17 protein-coding genes are annotated in these 16,237 nt (G+C 66.1%); 6 read left to right on the forward strand and 11 right to left on the reverse strand.

Annotation, left to right across the window (positions count from 1 at the left end; genetic code table 11):
• Positions 1 to 4: 4 nt before the first annotated feature.
• A complete protein-coding gene (locus BSG17_RS01125) occupies positions 5 to 889 on the forward strand; it encodes a universal stress protein (protein WP_089820625.1) in 885 nt (294 codons plus the stop codon).
• Here the strand turns inward: BSG17_RS01125 and BSG17_RS01130 are convergent.
• Complete coding sequence (locus BSG17_RS01130; protein WP_170864678.1) at positions 867 to 3,671, reverse strand: cation-translocating P-type ATPase; 2,805 nt, start codon at positions 3,669 to 3,671, stop codon at positions 867 to 869. The two genes, BSG17_RS01125 and BSG17_RS01130, sit on opposite strands and share 23 nt — an antisense overlap.
• A 73-nt stretch (positions 3,672 to 3,744) precedes the next feature.
• On the opposite strand from BSG17_RS01130, the gene BSG17_RS01135 reads away from it, so the two are divergent.
• Positions 3,745 to 4,194: a universal stress protein gene (locus tag BSG17_RS01135; RefSeq protein ID WP_244531461.1), complete on the forward strand. Its 450-nt coding sequence runs from the start codon at positions 3,745 to 3,747 to the stop codon at positions 4,192 to 4,194.
• Here BSG17_RS01135 and BSG17_RS01140 read toward each other — a convergent pair whose 3' ends face one another.
• From BSG17_RS01140 to BSG17_RS01160, 5 genes are all read right to left on the reverse strand, one after another.
• On the reverse strand, positions 4,195 to 4,938 hold the full coding sequence (locus BSG17_RS01140) for a beta-ketoacyl-ACP reductase (protein WP_089820628.1): 744 nt from the start codon (positions 4,936 to 4,938) through the stop codon (positions 4,195 to 4,197).
• A 159-nt stretch (positions 4,939 to 5,097) separates the two neighbouring features.
• Positions 5,098 to 6,549, reverse strand: coding sequence for a class III poly(R)-hydroxyalkanoic acid synthase subunit PhaC (gene phaC, locus BSG17_RS01145; RefSeq protein WP_089820629.1), 1,452 nt, complete (start codon positions 6,547 to 6,549; stop codon positions 5,098 to 5,100).
• Positions 6,546 to 7,103, reverse strand: coding sequence for a poly(R)-hydroxyalkanoic acid synthase subunit PhaE (locus BSG17_RS01150; RefSeq protein ID WP_089820630.1), 558 nt, complete (start codon positions 7,101 to 7,103; stop codon positions 6,546 to 6,548). The genes phaC and BSG17_RS01150 overlap by 4 nt, the downstream gene beginning before the upstream one ends.
• Positions 7,104 to 7,145: 42 nt before the next feature.
• Positions 7,146 to 7,610: a hypothetical protein gene (locus tag BSG17_RS01155; protein WP_089820631.1), complete on the reverse strand. Its 465-nt coding sequence runs from the start codon at positions 7,608 to 7,610 to the stop codon at positions 7,146 to 7,148.
• A complete protein-coding gene (locus BSG17_RS01160; RefSeq protein ID WP_089820632.1) occupies positions 7,607 to 7,963 on the reverse strand; it encodes an AbrB/MazE/SpoVT family DNA-binding domain-containing protein in 357 nt (118 codons plus the stop codon). Before BSG17_RS01160 ends, BSG17_RS01155 begins: the two co-directional genes overlap by 4 nt.
• A 277-nt stretch (positions 7,964 to 8,240) precedes the next feature.
• Between BSG17_RS01160 and BSG17_RS01165 the strand changes: the two genes are divergently transcribed.
• From BSG17_RS01165 to BSG17_RS01175, 3 genes are all read left to right on the forward strand, one after another.
• On the forward strand, positions 8,241 to 8,780 hold the full coding sequence (locus BSG17_RS01165; RefSeq protein WP_089820633.1) for a MaoC family dehydratase: 540 nt from the start codon (positions 8,241 to 8,243) through the stop codon (positions 8,778 to 8,780).
• A gap of 444 nt (positions 8,781 to 9,224) precedes the next feature.
• Complete coding sequence (locus BSG17_RS01170; protein ID WP_211609040.1) at positions 9,225 to 9,968, forward strand: beta-ketoacyl-ACP reductase; 744 nt, start codon at positions 9,225 to 9,227, stop codon at positions 9,966 to 9,968.
• A gap of 63 nt (positions 9,969 to 10,031) precedes the next feature.
• Positions 10,032 to 10,301: a TrmB family transcriptional regulator gene (locus tag BSG17_RS01175; protein ID WP_089820635.1), complete on the forward strand. Its 270-nt coding sequence runs from the start codon at positions 10,032 to 10,034 to the stop codon at positions 10,299 to 10,301.
• A 20-nt stretch (positions 10,302 to 10,321) separates the two neighbouring features.
• On the opposite strand, the gene BSG17_RS26690 is transcribed toward BSG17_RS01175, so the two are convergent.
• Positions 10,322 to 10,483, reverse strand: a complete 162-nt coding sequence (locus BSG17_RS26690) for a hypothetical protein (protein WP_170864679.1) — start codon at positions 10,481 to 10,483, stop codon at positions 10,322 to 10,324.
• Between the two features lie 101 nt (positions 10,484 to 10,584).
• Between BSG17_RS26690 and BSG17_RS01180 the strand changes: the two genes are divergently transcribed.
• Positions 10,585 to 11,196 carry a DUF6517 family protein gene (locus tag BSG17_RS01180; RefSeq protein ID WP_089820636.1) on the forward strand — a complete coding sequence of 204 codons (612 nt, stop codon included), beginning with the start codon at positions 10,585 to 10,587 and terminating at the stop codon, positions 11,194 to 11,196.
• Position 11,197: 1 nt separating this feature from the next.
• Here BSG17_RS01180 and BSG17_RS01185 read toward each other — a convergent pair whose 3' ends face one another.
• The 4 genes from BSG17_RS01185 to rtcA form a co-directional block, all read right to left on the reverse strand.
• A complete protein-coding gene (locus BSG17_RS01185; protein ID WP_089820637.1) occupies positions 11,198 to 12,163 on the reverse strand; it encodes an L-lactate dehydrogenase in 966 nt (321 codons plus the stop codon).
• Positions 12,164 to 12,306: 143 nt separating this feature from the next.
• Positions 12,307 to 13,803 carry an RtcB family protein gene (locus BSG17_RS01190; protein ID WP_089820638.1) on the reverse strand — a complete coding sequence of 499 codons (1,497 nt, stop codon included), beginning with the start codon at positions 13,801 to 13,803 and terminating at the stop codon, positions 12,307 to 12,309.
• An 82-nt stretch (positions 13,804 to 13,885) separates the two neighbouring features.
• On the reverse strand, positions 13,886 to 15,058 hold the full coding sequence (locus BSG17_RS01195) for a thiolase family protein (RefSeq protein WP_089820639.1): 1,173 nt from the start codon (positions 15,056 to 15,058) through the stop codon (positions 13,886 to 13,888).
• A gap of 63 nt (positions 15,059 to 15,121) precedes the next feature.
• Positions 15,122 to 16,147 carry an RNA 3'-terminal phosphate cyclase gene (gene rtcA, locus BSG17_RS01200; RefSeq protein WP_089820640.1) on the reverse strand — a complete coding sequence of 342 codons (1,026 nt, stop codon included), beginning with the start codon at positions 16,145 to 16,147 and terminating at the stop codon, positions 15,122 to 15,124.
• Between the last annotated feature and the right edge of the window lie 90 nt (positions 16,148 to 16,237).

A 16,237-nucleotide genomic window follows, 5' to 3' on the forward strand; every position in this document is an offset into this window, starting at 1 on the left:
TCTCATGTACGACCGTATCCTGCTTCCGACGGACGGGAGCGAGTGGGCGATCTCGGCGGCGAGACACGCCTTCGCGCTCGCTCGACTCGGGGACGGTACCGTTCACGTGCTCTCGGTCGTCGACCTCCGACACTTCGAAGACGAGTTGGTCGGTCCCGACCGCGAGGAGGGGATGTCGGTAGCCGAACAGAGCGCCCACGCGGCCGTCGACCACGTCCGGAAACTCGCCGAGGAGGCGGATTGTCGCGTCCAGACCAGCGTCCGACAGGGGATACCCCACACTGCGATCATCGACTACGTGGCCGCCCACGACGTCGACCTCGTGGTGATGGGAACCCACGGACGGACCGGACTGCAGCGGTTCTTCCTCGGGAGCGTCGCCGAGCGCGTGCTCCGGGAGGCACCGGTGCCGGTCGCGACCGTCCATCTCGACGACGAGCGAACCGTCCCGTCGTACGACCACGTGTTGGTGCCGACCGACGGAAGCGAGGGGGCGACGACGGCGCTCACGCACGCACTCGACGTCGTGACGGCGACGGGCGGCCGACTCCACGTGCTCTCTATCGTCGACTCGCGGGCGATCGCAGGAGGGTTCGAGTCGGGACCCGCGCTCCCGAGCATCCGTACCACGCTCGAGACCTACGCACGGGACTCCGTCGACGCGTTCACCGAGCGAGCGACCGAAGCGGGCGTCGAGTCGACGGGGACGGTTCGAGTCGGCCTGCCAGCCGACGAGATCTGCCAGTACGTCGACGAAGCGGGCGTCGACCTCGTGGTGATGGGGACCCACGGTCGGACCGGTCTCGAACGGGTGGTGTTCGGCAGCGTCACCGAACGAGTTGTCCGCACGACGGGGGTCCCCGTCCTCACGGTTCGGCCGTCTGCGTGACCCGCGGGGCGACTCGTTCGACGACGACCGACAGCGTCAGGCTCACGAGCGTGAACACCCCGACCGCGAGGGCGACCGTCTCCCACCCCGTCGCCGAGAGCGGAACCACGCGGAACACGGTCGCCAGCGGCGTGTAGAGGACGGCCAACTGCAACCCCAACGACGTCGCGACCGCCGCCAACAGCCAGGGGTTCGACCGCACGGGGAGTCCGTAGTGGCGGCGGATGAGGTACGCACGGACGAGTTCGGCGACGACGAGGAACGTGAACAGCACCGTCTGTGCGACGACCAACTCGCCGGTCTCCTGGATGCTGGTAAAGAAGAGCCAGAGCCCCACCACCGTCAGTAGGACGCCCGTACTGAGAACCGACCCGGCCATCCGAACGTCGATGACGGAGGCGTCGCTACCGCGTGGAGGGCGCGACATCACGTCGTCGGTCTTCGGGTCGACGCCGAGTGCGAGCGCCGGCGGCCCGTCCGTGACGAGGTTCATCCAGAGGATCATCGCCGGCGTGAGCACGAGCGCCTCCTCGTTGCCGCCGAACGCCTCGGGGAAGAACAACGCGCCGAGGAGGACGCCGGCGAAGACGACGAGCACCTCTCCCGCGTTCGCCGACAGCAGGAAGTTGACGAACTTGCGGATGTTGTCGAAGATACCGCGTCCCTCGGCGATGGCGTCGCGGATGGTGGCGAAGTTGTCGTCGCGGAGCACCATGTCCGACGCCTGCTGAGCGACCTGCGTCCCTCGGATACCCATCGCGATGCCGACGTCGGCGTTCCGGAGCGCTGGTGCGTCGTTGACGCCGTCGCCAGTCATCGCGACGGTCCGGCCGCTCTCCTGGAGCGCCCGGAGGATGTCGACCTTGTGCGAGGGGTCGACCCGGGCGAAGATCTCCACCGACTCGAGGATATCTGCTAGCTCTTCGGGGGTCGCCGCCTCGACGTCAGCACCGGTCGCCGCCGTCGTCGCGTCGAACCCCAACTGTCGGCCGACCGCCTTCGCCGTCTCGACGTTGTCGCCGGTCGCCATCACCACGCCGATACCGGCCCCCCGGCAGTCGGCGATGGCCGCCTCGACCTCCGGTCGGGGCGGGTCGATCATCCCTTGGAGGCCGAGAAACACCATCTCGCGTTCGACGTCGTCGGCGTCGGCGTCGGCGTCGATCCCGGTACGTCGAGCGAACCCTAAGACCCGAAGCGCGTCGCCCGCGAACTCGTCGGTCGCCGCCAACACCTCCTCGCGTCGCTCGTCGGTCAACGGGACGACCTCGCCGTCGTGCAGGAGGCGGTCACAGCGGTCCAACACGACCCGGGGTGCCCCCTTCGTGTACGCCGTCGGTTCGCGCCCGTCGCCCTCGCCGTCGGCAACGACGACGGTCATCCGCTTGCGCTCGGAGTCGAACGGGAACTCGGCGAGTCGCTCGCCCGCCGGCTCGACGTCGGCCCGTCGGGCGGCGCGCAGCAGCGCGACCTCGGTCGGATCGCCGCGGAAGTCGTCGCCGCCGTCGTCGGCCGCCGACCCTCGCTCGCCGTCCGTCGCAGGGTCGGGCGGCGTCGCCGCTGCCGGGTCGAGTTCGGCGTTGTTACAGAAGACGCCACAGGTGAGCAGCGCTTCGAGCGCGCTCCGGTCGGGGCCGCCGTCGCCGTCGGTCGCGAGCCGTTCTCCCTCCTCGGGCGTCGTCTCGCTGTCGTCGACGGGGCTGTCCTCCGTCGCGAACTCGTGAACGGTCCCGCCGGCGAGCACGCGCGTGACGGTCATCCGGTTCTCCGTGAGCGTCCCCGTCTTGTCGGTGACGATGGCGTCGACGGAACCGAGGCTCTCGACGACCGGGAGGTTGCGGACGAGCGCGTTCCGCTCGAGCATCTTCTGCGACCCCAACGCGAGCGTGAGCGTCACCACCGCCGGGAGCCCCTCGGGGACGGCCGCGACGGCGAGCGTGATGGCGACGAGGAGGACGAGCGTCGGCGAAGTCTGTGTGATCAGCAGTTGGGTGACGGCGATGAGGACGATGAGGGCGACGACGCCGGCTCCGAGGCGTCGCCCGAGTCTGTCGACTTCGCGCTGGAACGGGGTCTCGCGGTCCTCGGCGGTCTCCAACTGCGTCGCGATCGCACCCACCTCGGTGTCCATCCCGGTCTCGACGACGACCGCTCGTCCCCGGCCGCGGACGACGGTGGTGTTCATGAACACGAGGTTCCGACGCTCGGCCAGCGGCGTCGCCTCGTCGAGGACGGTCGCCTCCTTGACGGCACTCGCGCTCTCGCCGGTCAGCGCCGACTCGTCGGTCTCGAGGGTCGCCACCTCGAGGAGCCGAGCGTCGGCTGGGACCGCGTCGCCAGCCTCGAGGAGGACGACGTCGCCGGGGACTAGCTCGGTCGCGGGTATCTCGACAGTCCGCCCGTCGCGGCGAACTGTCGCCGTCGGTGTCGACAGCGAGCGCAACGCCTCGATCGACCGTTCGGCACGGTAGTCCTGTGCGAAGCCGAAGACGCCGTTGGCCAGCAGGATCGTGAGGATGAGCGCCGCGTCGACGTACGCTGGCTCCTCTCCCGGGAGGAAGCCGACCGCCAACGACAGCGCCGCCGCGAGGAACAGGAGGTAGACGAGCGCGTCCTGGAACTGCGAGACGAACAGTGCCAGCGGCGAGACACCTTCGCCGCGTCGGAGTTCGTTCGGTCCGTACTCGGCGACTCTGTCGTCGACCGCCTCGCTCGTCAACCCCGTCGCGTCGGTGTCGAGTTCGTCGAGCACCGACTCGGTCGGGACGCTGTGCCAATCCATCGTCGAGGGGTACGACAGCGAGGCTCTTATCCTCTTTCCGCGTTGTCACCCCACGGTACTCGGGCCCGTCTTCATGTCGTTTCCCGACGTATGGGTAGCTGTGATGTTCAAAGAGATCCTGATCCCGACCGACGGCAGCGAGGGTGCTCGACGCGGTATCGAACACGCGCTCGACCTCGGCGAGAAGTACGACGCGCGCATCCACACGCTGTACGTCGTCGACGAGACCGTCTACGCGACGCCGGCGCTGAGCGGCGACGAACTGTTCCTCGAAGAGCTCGAGAAGGACGGCGAGGCCACCTGCGAGGAAGTCGTCTCCGCAGGGACCGAACGAGGCCTCGAGGTCGTCTCCGAGTGCGTCCGCGGAAACCCTCACCAGGAGATCATCGACTACGCGGACGAGAACGACATCGATCTCATCGTCATGGGGAAACACGGGGCGTCCGACCATCGGCACCACCACATCGGAAGCTGTACCGACCGCGTCCTCAGACTGGCGAACGTTCCCGTGTTGCCGGTCTGACTACCACTCCATGCCGCCGTTGACGCCGAGGATCTGGCCGGTCATGTAGGACGACTCCTCGCTGGCGACGAACCGGACGATGCCGGAGATGTCCTCGACGGTGGCGAAGCGATCGAGCGGAATCCGAGTCAGAATCTTCTCCTGGACGCGCTCGGGGACCTTCTCCAGCATGTCGGTCTGGACGAACCCCGGGGCGACACAGTTGGCCGTGGTGTTGTGGTTCGCGAGTTCGAGCGCGACGGTCCGGGTGAAGCCGAACAGGCCGCTCTTGGTCGCCGCGTAGTTGGCCTGCCCGTAGTTGCCCTGCTGGCCGACGACGCTGGAGATGTTGACGAGACGGCCGTTCTCGGCCTCTTTCAGGTCGTCGAAGAAGGAGTGGGTACAGTTGAACACGCCGCCGAGGTTGACGTCGACGACTCTATCCCAGTCGTCTCTGGTCATGTTCTCGAACTTCTTGTCGACGGTGATGCCGGCGTTGTTGACGAGTACGTCCGTCCCGCCGAAGGCGTCCTGTACCCGTTCGGCCATCGCCTCGACCTCGGCTTTGTCACAGACGTCTGCCTGGACGGCGATGGCGGTGCCGCCGGCGTCCTCGATGGCGTCGACGACATCGTGGGCCTCGCTTTCCGAGGACCGGTAGTTGACGACGACGTTCGCGCCGTGTTCTCCGAGGTCTTCGGCGATGCCGCGGCCGATACCTCGTGACGATCCCGTGACGACACAGGTCCGATCTTGGAGATTCATAGCTGTGGGGTCGGAGAGCGACACGGGACGGCGACCGAACTTCCGGGACGGTCGCGCCAGCCGTCACTCCCCGATTACCTCTACAACCTCGTGAAATCGTAATGAAATTTTCGACGAACGATTGTTATGATCCCCGAACGGAGAGTCGTGCTCGCAGACCTATCGGTCGAGCAGCTCTCTCGCCTGCTGGAGCCAGTCGTCGACACGCTCCGGCGAGACGTCGACCGCGTCGGCGACCGCCTCGACGTCGGCGTCCGCGAGATCGTCGAGCGACTCGACACCAGTCTCGCGCAGCCGTTCGGCCCGTTTCGGTCCGATGCCGCTGACGCTCTCGAGCGTGGGCTCGCTCTCGTCGGCCTCGTCGGGTTCGTCGCTCTCGGCCTCGTCGGTGGCTCCCTCGACGTCGACGGACTCGTCTTCGCCGGCGTCCTCCGTGGCCTCCTCGACCTCGTCCGGTGCCTCTTCGGCCTCGACGGCCTCGTCTGACGGCAGTTGAGCCTGTTCGGAGACCTCCTCGGCCTCCGCCTCGTCGACCACCGAGCGTTCCTCGAACCACTCACACACCTGCGGCCAGAGTTCTGCGTGGGACTTCGAGGAGACCGACAGGCCGATGTGTCCCGTCGGGAACTCCATCGTCGTCACCTCGGTGTCGAGGGCGCTGTTGAACCCCTTCGACGACTCCGGCGGGATGAGGTGGTCGTACTCGCCGATGATCTGCAGGACGGGCATGTCGATCTCCGCGAGGTCGACGTGTTTCCCGTCCAGATAGAGTTCGTTCTCCATCAGGCTGTTCTTCTGATAGATCTCCTCGAGGAACTGCTGGTAGGTCGTCCCGGCGACGTCGATCCCGTCGCCGATCCACTGCTCCATCCGCGAGAAGTTCTCGACGAACTCCTCGCGTTCGATGTTGTCGTAGAGGCGGAGATACTTCGTGACGAAGTTGTCGACGGGGTCCATCAGCGCGAAGCCGATGTCGAGGAACTCCGCGGGGACGTTGCCGAAGGCGTCGGTGACGGCCTCCGGCGTGTAGTAGTCGTCGTCGCCCCAGAGTTCGAGAACGCCGCTGTCGCCGGCGAAACAGAGTCCGGCGGCCATTAGCCCCAGGTTGCGGACCTTCTCGGGGTGGAGTGCCGAGTACATGACGCTCATCGTCCCGCCCATACAGTAGCCGAGCAGGTTGATCGAGTCCTGACCGGAGCGCTCGCGGACGACGTCGACGCAGTTGTCGATGTACCGGTTGACGTAGTCGTCGAGGGTGAGCGAGGCGTCGAGTCGCGACGGTTCCCCCCAGTCGACGAGGTAGACGTCGAACCCGTTCTCCAAGAGCGTGCGGACGACGCTGCGGTCCGGTTGGAGATCAAGAATGTACGGTCGGTTGATGAGCGCGTAGACGACGAGGATGGGAACGCTGTGTTGTTCCTCGGTCATCGACTCGTAGTGGAGGAGCTGCAGCTTGTTCTCCTCGTAGACGACCTCGCTCGGCGTCTGTCCGACGTCGACCTCGCTCATCGTCTCCACGCCGTCGGGCGTGGCCGTCGCCTTCTCGACGAGTTCCGTCGACCGCTCCCACTGTTTGCGCTGCATGTCCAGCGCGCGGACGAACGGGTTCATTCGTCCTCTTCGAGCGCCTCGAGGACGCGGTCGAGCTTCTCCTCGACGTTGTGCTGGCGGCGTTCGAGTTCGACGAGTCGCTCGCCGACCTCGGCGATGTCACCCTCGGTCGCGAAGCCGAGCTGGTGGAGCGTCTCCTGGGCCTGCTTGTCGACCTCCTGTTGGAACTCGAGGACGTCCTCGACGGTCTGGCCGGTCATCGCGGCGAACGCGGAGGTGCTCATGACCTCCTTGAACGACTCGTTTGCGGCGTTGAGCCAGATGTCGCGGAACTCCTCGGCGGAGACGTCCTCGCCCTCGATGACGTCGCTGGCGCGCTCGAACTGCGTCTCGGCGGCGTTCATCCACACCTCGTAGGCGCGGGCGTACCCCTCGAGCCCCTCGGTGAGGGTGTCGTCGGCTGCCGTCTCGTCGATCGCGTCCATCCACGTCTCGACGAACTTCGCCTGCGCCTCGACGTTCTGTTCGAGCTGGTCGAGGAACGTCTCGTTCATGTTCTCCATGAACGCACTCCACTTCTCCGGGTCGTACATCTCTGAGTTCTGGTTTGACATATCTAGGGCCTCGCGCGAAGGGTACAAAAGGTTGTCCGGAAGTTACTCGTCGAGTTCGACCGTGACGGCCTCGGTCTGTTCCTCGAACTGACCGAGTGCCTGCACGTAGGCGTCGACGGAGTCGTCGACGTACTCGGCGTACTGGTCGACGAACTCGTCGTAGGCGTCGCCGTTCTCCTCGAGGGTCTCCTGGAGCGCGGCCCAGCTCTCCTCGTTCACGTCGTGGAACGCCTCGAACTGGTCGGCGACGGCCTCGTGGAGGTTGTCGTAGGCCTTCTCGTCGCCCGGGACGGTCGCCTCGAGCATGTCGAGGTAGGCCTCGACAGCGGTCTGCGAGACGTCCATCCCCTTCTGCTGGACGGACTTCTGCGACTGCATGCTGTCACGGAACAGCTTGACGGACTGCTTCTGGAAATCAAGGCTCTGGTGGAACAGTTTCTGGCTCTGTTCCATCGAGCGGCGCTGCATCTCGAACATCTGTGCGAACGGGTTGGAAGTTTCACTCATTGGGAATCACTACGGTTGCGTTTGATCGGGACGACGAACGTCTGGACGATGTCACCCTCTTCGATGTCGAGGGCTTCACGCTCTGCGTCGGGGATGCTGATGCGTCCACCGCTTTGGACGCGCGTCTTGAACACGGCGGCACCCATCGGACCGAAGTTACCGAAGTTGCCGAAGTTCGTGAAGTCGCCGAAGGGGTTCTTCGACGACGAACCGTCCGTGTTCGCCCCACTACTCGCCGACAGCATCTGGCTGAACAGCTTCATCTGCTGGTCGGTGAACTCCTCGCTGGCCTTCTGCATCTGCTCGGTGAAGAACGCAGGCGACCACGGCATCTCGTCAGACTCGTTCGTCATCTCGACTAGTCATAACCGCCGGCACATACAAATATCTTCCCCTCGTTACCCTCAGTTGGTAAGCAATGGTATCAAATGGAATCAGCGGACGATCCCTTCAGCCGACGAAGCGTTTCGTCAACTCATAGGACATATATGTATCGAAAGCCATATTACTGGATGTTACCGAGGAACAACGGTAAGAGACTTTTCAACGATGAGTAATCGACAATCGAGCGCTAACGGGGGCGTCGGCTCCAATCTCGCGCAAGCTTGGGTACGGGCGTCGGGCCATCTGATGAACAGTGTCGTCGAAGCCAACCGCGCAACGCTCGCCGCCTTCGGTCTCATCGACGGCGACGACGTCGAGGCCGGAACGCAGTCGGTCGCGTACAACAGGACGGACTGGGAGACCGAACGGACCGTCGACCGGCCGGAGCATATCAGCGTCGGCGACCGGGTGACGTTCACCAAGTCGATCTCCGAGGAGGACGTCCTGACGTTCGCCAACGCCAGCGGCGACACGAACCGACTCCATCTCGACCCCGAGTTCGCCGAGGAGACCCGGTTCGGTCGGAACATCGCCCACGGGACGCTCGTCTCGGGGCTGATCAGCGCCGCGCTCGCGCGCCTGCCGGGGCTGACTATCTACCTCTCGCAGGACGTCGAGTTCGTCGGCCCGGTCGACATCGGCGACCGGCTCACGGCGACCGTCGAAGTGGTCGAGGGCCTCGGCAACGAACGGTATCTCCTCTCGACGGACGTCCACAACGCCGACGGGACGCAGATCATCGAGGGCGAGGCGGTCGTCCTCATCGACGACGCACCCGAACCCTGAGTTTCGACGCGACGCTCGGTCCGTCGTAGACCCATCCCGCCGGTGGGTCGGCGAATCATCGTTCTCCCCCCCTCCCGCCGTCCTCCCGAGTGACGACCCCACGGTCGAAACGTAACAGTCGGGAGACGCCGTTCGTGTCACCGTCTGGTCAGTAGTGACACCGCTGCCGTCGCCGAAACTGACGCCGTTCGAGAATCTATATAGTACACTCGTGATAGATTTACTCTAGTTCTTTCGAGGACGTCTCTCGACGGCCGTCTCGGCGTCCGAGACGCGTCCTAATATTACCTTATACTCAAAATATTCCGTAATAGGCAATTTCTATATACTCGGTTGTTGATTCTCTGACTGAACGGTGAGGGTCGCTACGACGGTCCCGAGTCGCGTGGGTCGGCAAGACCCGCTCCGCCGGGTTCTCGCTTCCGGTCCTCACCTAAGCCAATCATGAGCCAAAACAGAACCTGTGTGATCACTGGTGCCTCCCGAGGTATCGGCCGTGGCATCGCCGAAGAACTCGGCCGTGAGAACGACACGAACGTCGTCGTCAACTACCGGTCCTCGGAAGCCGAAGCCTACGATGTCGTCGACGCCATCGAGGACGCCGGCGGCACCGCCATCGCCGTCCAGGCGGACGTCTGCGACAGAGACGAGGTCGACGCGATGGCCGAGCGCGTCCGGGAGGTCTTCGGCGGGACGGACGTGCTCGTCAACAACGCCGGCATCACCGTCGACAAGACGTTCAAAAACATGACCAGAGACGACTGGGACAAGGTGATGAACGTCAACCTCGGTGGCGTGTTCAACGCCTCGAAAGCGTTCTACGACGACATCAAGGCGGCCGAACACGGCCGACTCGTCAACATCTCCAGCGTCGTCGGCCAGCAGGGCAACTACGGGCAGGCCAACTACGCGACGACCAAGAGCGGCCTATTCGGTTTCACTCGAACGCTCGCGCTCGAACTCTCGAACTCGGGGTCGACGGTCAACTGCGTCGCCCCGGGGTTCACCGAGACCGACATGCTCGCGGAGGTCTCCCCGGAGATCCAAGAGAAGATCCAAGAGCGCATTCCGCTCAACCGCTTCGCCACCGTCGAGGACATCTCCGGCGTCGTCCGGTTCCTCGCCAGCGAGGAGTCGTCCTACATGACCGGCCAGATCCTCGGCGTCAACGGCGGCATGGAGTGGTAACGACAGACGTGGTATCGACTCTCGCGAACGACTTAAGTCACTCAAAGAAGACAACATAACAACATGAACCAGCAATCACTCGAACTCACCGAACAGACCAGCACCGACTCGACGACCACCGCAGACCCCACCGCGTTCACCGTCCCCACCGACCTCGAATCGACGGGGTCGAAACTCGTCTACCTCTACCTCGATGCGATCAACGGCGGCGACGTCTCGACACTCCGTGAGTCGCTCGACATGCAGACGATCAGCCTCTACCCCATTCTCCAGACGCTGTCCAAGAAAGGGCTCGTCGAACGCGACGGCGAGCGGTACCACGTCGTCGCGTAGTCGGATCGGTTCGTCTCCTCTTATATCTCGACCGCCCCCAGCCACGACTCTGCCCCGAGTCGCGGACACCACGGCCGGTGGTTCTCCGCGCACCACTTGTCCATCACCCAGCCACAGCGACAGCAGACTCGAACGTCCGCGTCGTGGATCTCGTGGCGGCACAGCCGACATCGAACGCTCATGGCGTGTTAACATAGCACATGCACGGAGATAAACGGCTTCGGTGGTCAGTGCCGACACTCTCGGGGACAGACTGATTCGGCCGCTCGCCCAACCGACGACTATGGATCAGCGACTCCCGTCGCCGCCGACCGCCCTCGACACCGACGACTGGGAACTGTACGAGCAGTCCTCGGGTGCGGTGTTCAGTCTCCCGACCGCCGAGGTGAACGAACACACCCGCGTCTACGAGGACGCCGGTCTCCGAGCCGCGATCAGCGAGGCGACGGACGGGGCACTCGACCGCGTGTGGCGGTTCTGCTTCGTCACCCGGCTGACAGTCTCGCCACCCCCGCCACCGGGTGTCGGAACGGCGGCTTGGTACCCCACCGTCGCCGCCGAGGCCCGTAACGGCTTCGCCGACGATCTCCGCGACCGCGGCTTCGAGAACGTCGAGCGTCACCGCGGCCAGCGCATGCGCACCGCGTCGGGCACGCGCGCCCGCCTGACGAAGTTCACCGCCGACTCCCCCATCGAACGCGACGGCGACGAGGTGGCGCTCCCGACAGAAGGGTGGCTCGCCGTGTGGGCCGAGGGCCGCGAGTTCCGACTGGCGGGCGGCGCGTATCCGACATCGTTCGGGGACGCGTTGACCGACGACGAGCGGACGTCGCTCGGCGTCGACCCGTCGAGCTACCGGGACGAACTACTGGAACTGCTCCGGACGGTCGAGTGAGCTACTCGCCGTACCGGCCGAGTCGCCGCCGGCTCTCGGCGAGAACGGTCGCCGACTCGGTCAGCCGCTCGCGTTCCGTCTCGGACAGCACCGGGTCGACGACCGCCTCGACTCCGCCACGGCCGAGCACGCAGGGGAGGCTCAGATAGACCTCGTCGACGCCGTACTGGTCGGTCACGAGCGTCGACACCGGCAACACCGACCGCTCGTCGCGGACGACCGCCTCGACGATCTCGGTCGCCGCCAGCGCGATGGCGTAGTTCGTCACGCCCTTCCGTTCGATGATCTCGTAGGCCGCCTCTCGAACCTGGTCGGTCAGCGCTGCCCGGTTCTCGTCGTCGAGCGTCTCGCCGCGCTGGGCGAGGAACTCGCCGATGGGGATCCCCGCGACGTTGGTCGAGCTCCACAGCGGCACCTCGCTGTCGCCGTGTTCGCCGACGACGTAGCCGTGGACGTTCTGCGGGTCGACGTCGCACAGGTCGCTGAGGACGTGTCTGAACCGGGAGGTGTCGAGCACCGTCCCCGACCCGACGACCTGCTCGTGCGGGAGGTCCGCGAGCTCCCACGTCACGTAGGAGAGCACGTCGACGGGGTTGGTGACCACGAGGAGGACGGCGTCGTCGTCGACGGCCTCGGCGATCTGCGGGATCATCTCCTCGAAGATATCGACGTTCCGCTCCAGCAGCTCGAGTCTCGTCTCTCCTCCTTTCTGTGCTGCTCCCGCGGTGACGACGACGACGTCCGCGTCCGCACACTCCTCGTACCCGCCAGTTGTGACGTCGACCGGCGGTGTGAAGTACGCTCCGTGGCTGAGGTCCATCATCTCGCCCGTCGCCCGCGCCTCGTCGACGTCGACGAGCACGAGTTCCGAGGCGACGCCGCGGGTCATCAGCGAGAACGCCGTCGTCGACCCGACTGCACCGACGCCGACGACGGCGACGGTCGTCCGGTCGTGGTTCCGACTCATACCGGCCGTTCGGACACCAGACGGATAACCGTTCGACCACGTGCCGCCCCGACGACTGCAGGCGGAGCTGACTTGTCAGACGCCCACGAATCCGAGTGACGATGCCCTCCACGAACGCTATCGGCGTCGCGCTGCTCTGAACCTCACCCCTTGATGTTCACGACCGGTCGCAGCCGCGCCACCGTCGTCCCGATACCGAGCGCGTCGCTCACGCGGACCACCTCGTCGATGTCCTTGTACGCGCCGGGTGCCTCCTCCGCGACGGTTGCCCCCGACCGCGCCCGGACGTAGATCTGTTGCTCGCGCAGTTCGCGCTGTAGGTCGCCCGCGCGGTACTCCTTCTTCGCCTGCGTCCGCGACTTTAGCCGTCCGGCGCCGTGAGCGGTCGACCCGAAACTGCGTTCCAACGACTCGGGGCCGCCGCAGAGAACGTACGAGTGAGTTCCCATACTCCCGGGGATGAACACCGGCTGGCCGATGTCCCGGTAGGCGACCGGCACCTCCTCGCGACCCGCGGGGAACGCCCGGGTCGCCCCCTTTCGGTGGACGAGCACCGTCTTCCGACGGCCGTCGATCTCGTGGGGCTCTTCCTTTGCGACGTTGTGACAGACATCGTACACCAGCTCGACCGTCGGGTCGTCGAAGAACTCGGCGAACACCTGCCGGACCGCGTCCGTCATCGCCTGCCGGTTCGCCCACGCGAAGTTGGCGGCGGCGTACATCCCCAGCCGGTAGTCGTCGGCCAGCGAGTCGGCGAGGGGCGCGTAGATGAGTTGGCGGTCCGGGAGCGACGCGGCGACCGTCGGATACGCCTTCTCGAACCTCCGGATGTAGTCGGTGCAGGTCTGGTGGCCGAGTCCGCGCGACCCCGAGTGGATCATCACGACCACCTGATCGAGTTCGAGGCCGAACGCGGCTGCCGGCGTCTCGTCGTAGATCTCGGCGACGCGCTGGACCTCGAGGAAGTGGTTGCCCGACCCGAGCGACCCCAACTGCTTGACGCCGCGCTGTTTCGCCATCTCCGAGACCTTCGAGGGGTCGCCCGGCAACCGGCCGTTCTCCTCGCAGTGTTCGAGGTCCGCGTCGGTGGCGTAGCCGTGGTCGCGCATCCACATCATCCCGCTCTCCAAGATTCCCTCCAAGTTGTCGAGGCCGATGGAGACGACGCCACCCTTTCCCGTCCCGGTCGGAATCAGTCGGTAGAGTGCTCCCACGAGGTCGTTCTCCAGTCCGCGAACGTCGTCGTACGTCAGGTTCGTCCGCAACAGGCGGACGCCGCAGTTGATGTCGAAGCCGATACCGCCGGGACTGATGACGCCACTTTCCATGTCGACGGCGGCGACACCACCGATGGGGAACCCGTACCCCTGGTGGCCGTCGGGCATCACGGCGGCGAACCGCTGGATGCCCGGCAGGGTGGCGACGTTGCGTACCTGCTTCAGCGTTAGGTCGCCCGGCGCTCGCATCTCCTCGAGCAGTTTCTCCGAAGCGTAGATGCGCGCCGGGACGCGCATCTCGCCCGACCGTTCGATCTCGTAGACGTTCTCTTCGAGGCGCGTGACGGCCGGGAGGCCGTCCACGTCGTCGGCTGGGGCCCGTTCGGAATCGGTCGAATCGGTCGAGTTACTCGAATCGCTCATCCGTATCACTACGCCCGCAGAGCGCAAAAACGGCTGTTCCCGACCGGAGAGTCAGTCTGAAACGACGGACCGACCCGCCGGGTTACCGTCGCAACAGCATGGCGATGCCGCCGCCGCCGCCGACACTCATCCCGACGACGCCGTAGGTCGAACCGCGCTCGACCATCCGGTGGACGAGCGACGTCGTCAACATCCCGCCGCTGGCGCCGATGGGGTGACCGAGCGCGATCGCGCCGCCGTTCGGGTTCAGTTTCTCCGTGGGGATACCGCAGCGCTCGCGGACGTACACCATCTGGGCGGCGAACGCCTCGTTCAACTCGAAGGAGTCGACGTCGTCGACGGCGAGGTCGTTCGCTCGCAACAGCCCCTGTACCGCGTCGCCGACGGCCATCCCGAACCACTTGGGGTCGCGGTAGGCGACGTGGTAGTCGACGATCCACGCCAACGGGTCGAAACCGGCGTCGAGCGTCGCCGACTCCGACCCGAGCAGGACCGCACCCGCGCCGTCGCTGAGGTCGGAGGCGTTCCCGGCGGTTATCGTCCCGTCTTCGACGAACGCGGGCGACAGTCGGGCGAGTCCCTCGAGCGTCGTGTCGGCCCGTGGACCGTCGTCCTCGTCGAGCACGTCGTCGCCGACGGGGACGGGGACGATCTCGTCGTCGAACGTCCCGTGTTCTCTGGCGTCGACGGCCCGTTGGTGGCTCTGGGCGGCGTACTCGTCCTGTGCCTCGCGACTGATGTCGACGCGGTCGACCAGCGCCTCGGTCAACTCGCCCATGTGGGCGTCCTCGGTGACGTCCCACAGCGCATCGTAGATCATCGAGTCGACCAGTTTCGTGTCACCGTAGCGTCGACCCCGCCGCAGCTCGTGGAGCAGGTACGGCGCGTTCGACATCGACTCCATCCCGCCGGCGACGGCGAACTCTCGACGACCGGCGAGCAGCCGGTCGACGCCGAGGGCGATAGCCCGGAGACCGGACCCCGACGCCTCGTTGATCGTCGTCGCCGGCGTCGACGGCGGCAGGTCGGCGTTCAACACGACCTGTCGGGCGGGGACCTGTCCGAGACCGGCCTGCAGCGCGTGGCCGAGGCCGACCCAGTCGATCAGGTCGGGGTCGACGTCAGTTCGCTCGAACAACCCCTCCACTGCGACCGTCCCGAGGTCGACCGCCGAGTGGTCGGCCAGCGGTCCGAGGAGCGTTCCGTGCGGCGTGCGGACGGCGTCGATGAGGGCGATTTCGGTGTCGGAGGACATCGTCGGAGAGTACGCGCTCCGAGAGCAAGTACTAAGTGATGTGTTGACTTATCACACGTTCGCTCACTCGATCCGGTCGACGACCTCGACCAGCACCGTCCCGTCGGCCGCGTCGATGCAGGTCACCGACCCGCCGAACGCTTCGACGACGTCGAGGTTCGTCCGGACGTGGGAGGTCATCCGGGGGATCCGGACGCGGCCGCCGCCGAGCGCCAGCAAGACGACCAGCTGGTCCGCGAGGTGGACGTCGACGGCGGCGGTCGTCGACTCGAACGCCTCGAACGCGGCGACCGCCTCCTCGGCGACCGCCTCCGAGGACTTGCCGCGTTCGCCCAGCGCGTCGAACCCGGCCAGACTCTCGCGGTAGCGCGCCTCGAGCAGGAGGGCGGACCCCGACGACGTGGCCGGGACGTAGGCGGGTTCCTCGACGGCGTGTGTGACGTCGCGCTCCGAGAGCGACTCGGTGGCGGCGTCGGCCTGCCGCGTCGCCACCGACTTGTTCTCCAGCGACGTGCTCGCCTTCGAGTGGACGACGACCAGGTCGAGCGGCCCGCGGTCGGTGAGATCGACCCTCGACAACGACGACGGACCGAGACGGAGCGTCGCCCGCCCGCCGCCGGCGGGGTAGAACCCGCTGCGGTGGAGCGTCACCTCGGCGTCGAGGCCGAACCGGGCGAGAAGCGGGAGTTTCACCCGCTCGTAATAGGCCATCGACGGCGACCAGTTCACGTCGGTGCCGCCCGTCGCCGACAGCGAGAGCGGTTCGTCGAGCGCCGTCGCCAGCGGGAGCAGCGTCTCGAACAGGAGCGTGACGCTGCCGGCCGTCCCGATGTCGAACTGGTAACTGCCGCCGGTGACCTCGTCTGGAGCGAAGGTGAGTTCGGTCGCGCCGACCTCCGCACCCGACACCGAGGCGTCGCTGACGGCCTCCGCGACGCGGACCCCGGCGAGATGTTGGGGTCGGAGACCGGGCGTCGACCGCGACCCCCGGACGTCAGTCAGTCGAACCGGGGTGTCGGTCAGCATCGACAGCGCCAGCGCCGTGCGGAGTATCTGTCCGCCGCCCGAACCGCCGTCGATCTCTCGCATCGACCGAACGCACAGCGGACAGCGACATGAGCGTTCCGCCGGACGCGTCGGGCGGGCGGACTGTCCGTCGATACGAGCGACGCGGCCATT

Origin of the sequence: Halogranum amylolyticum (assembly GCF_900110465.1) — an archaeon.
Taxonomy (GTDB): domain Archaea; phylum Halobacteriota; class Halobacteria; order Halobacteriales; family Haloferacaceae; genus Halogranum; species Halogranum amylolyticum.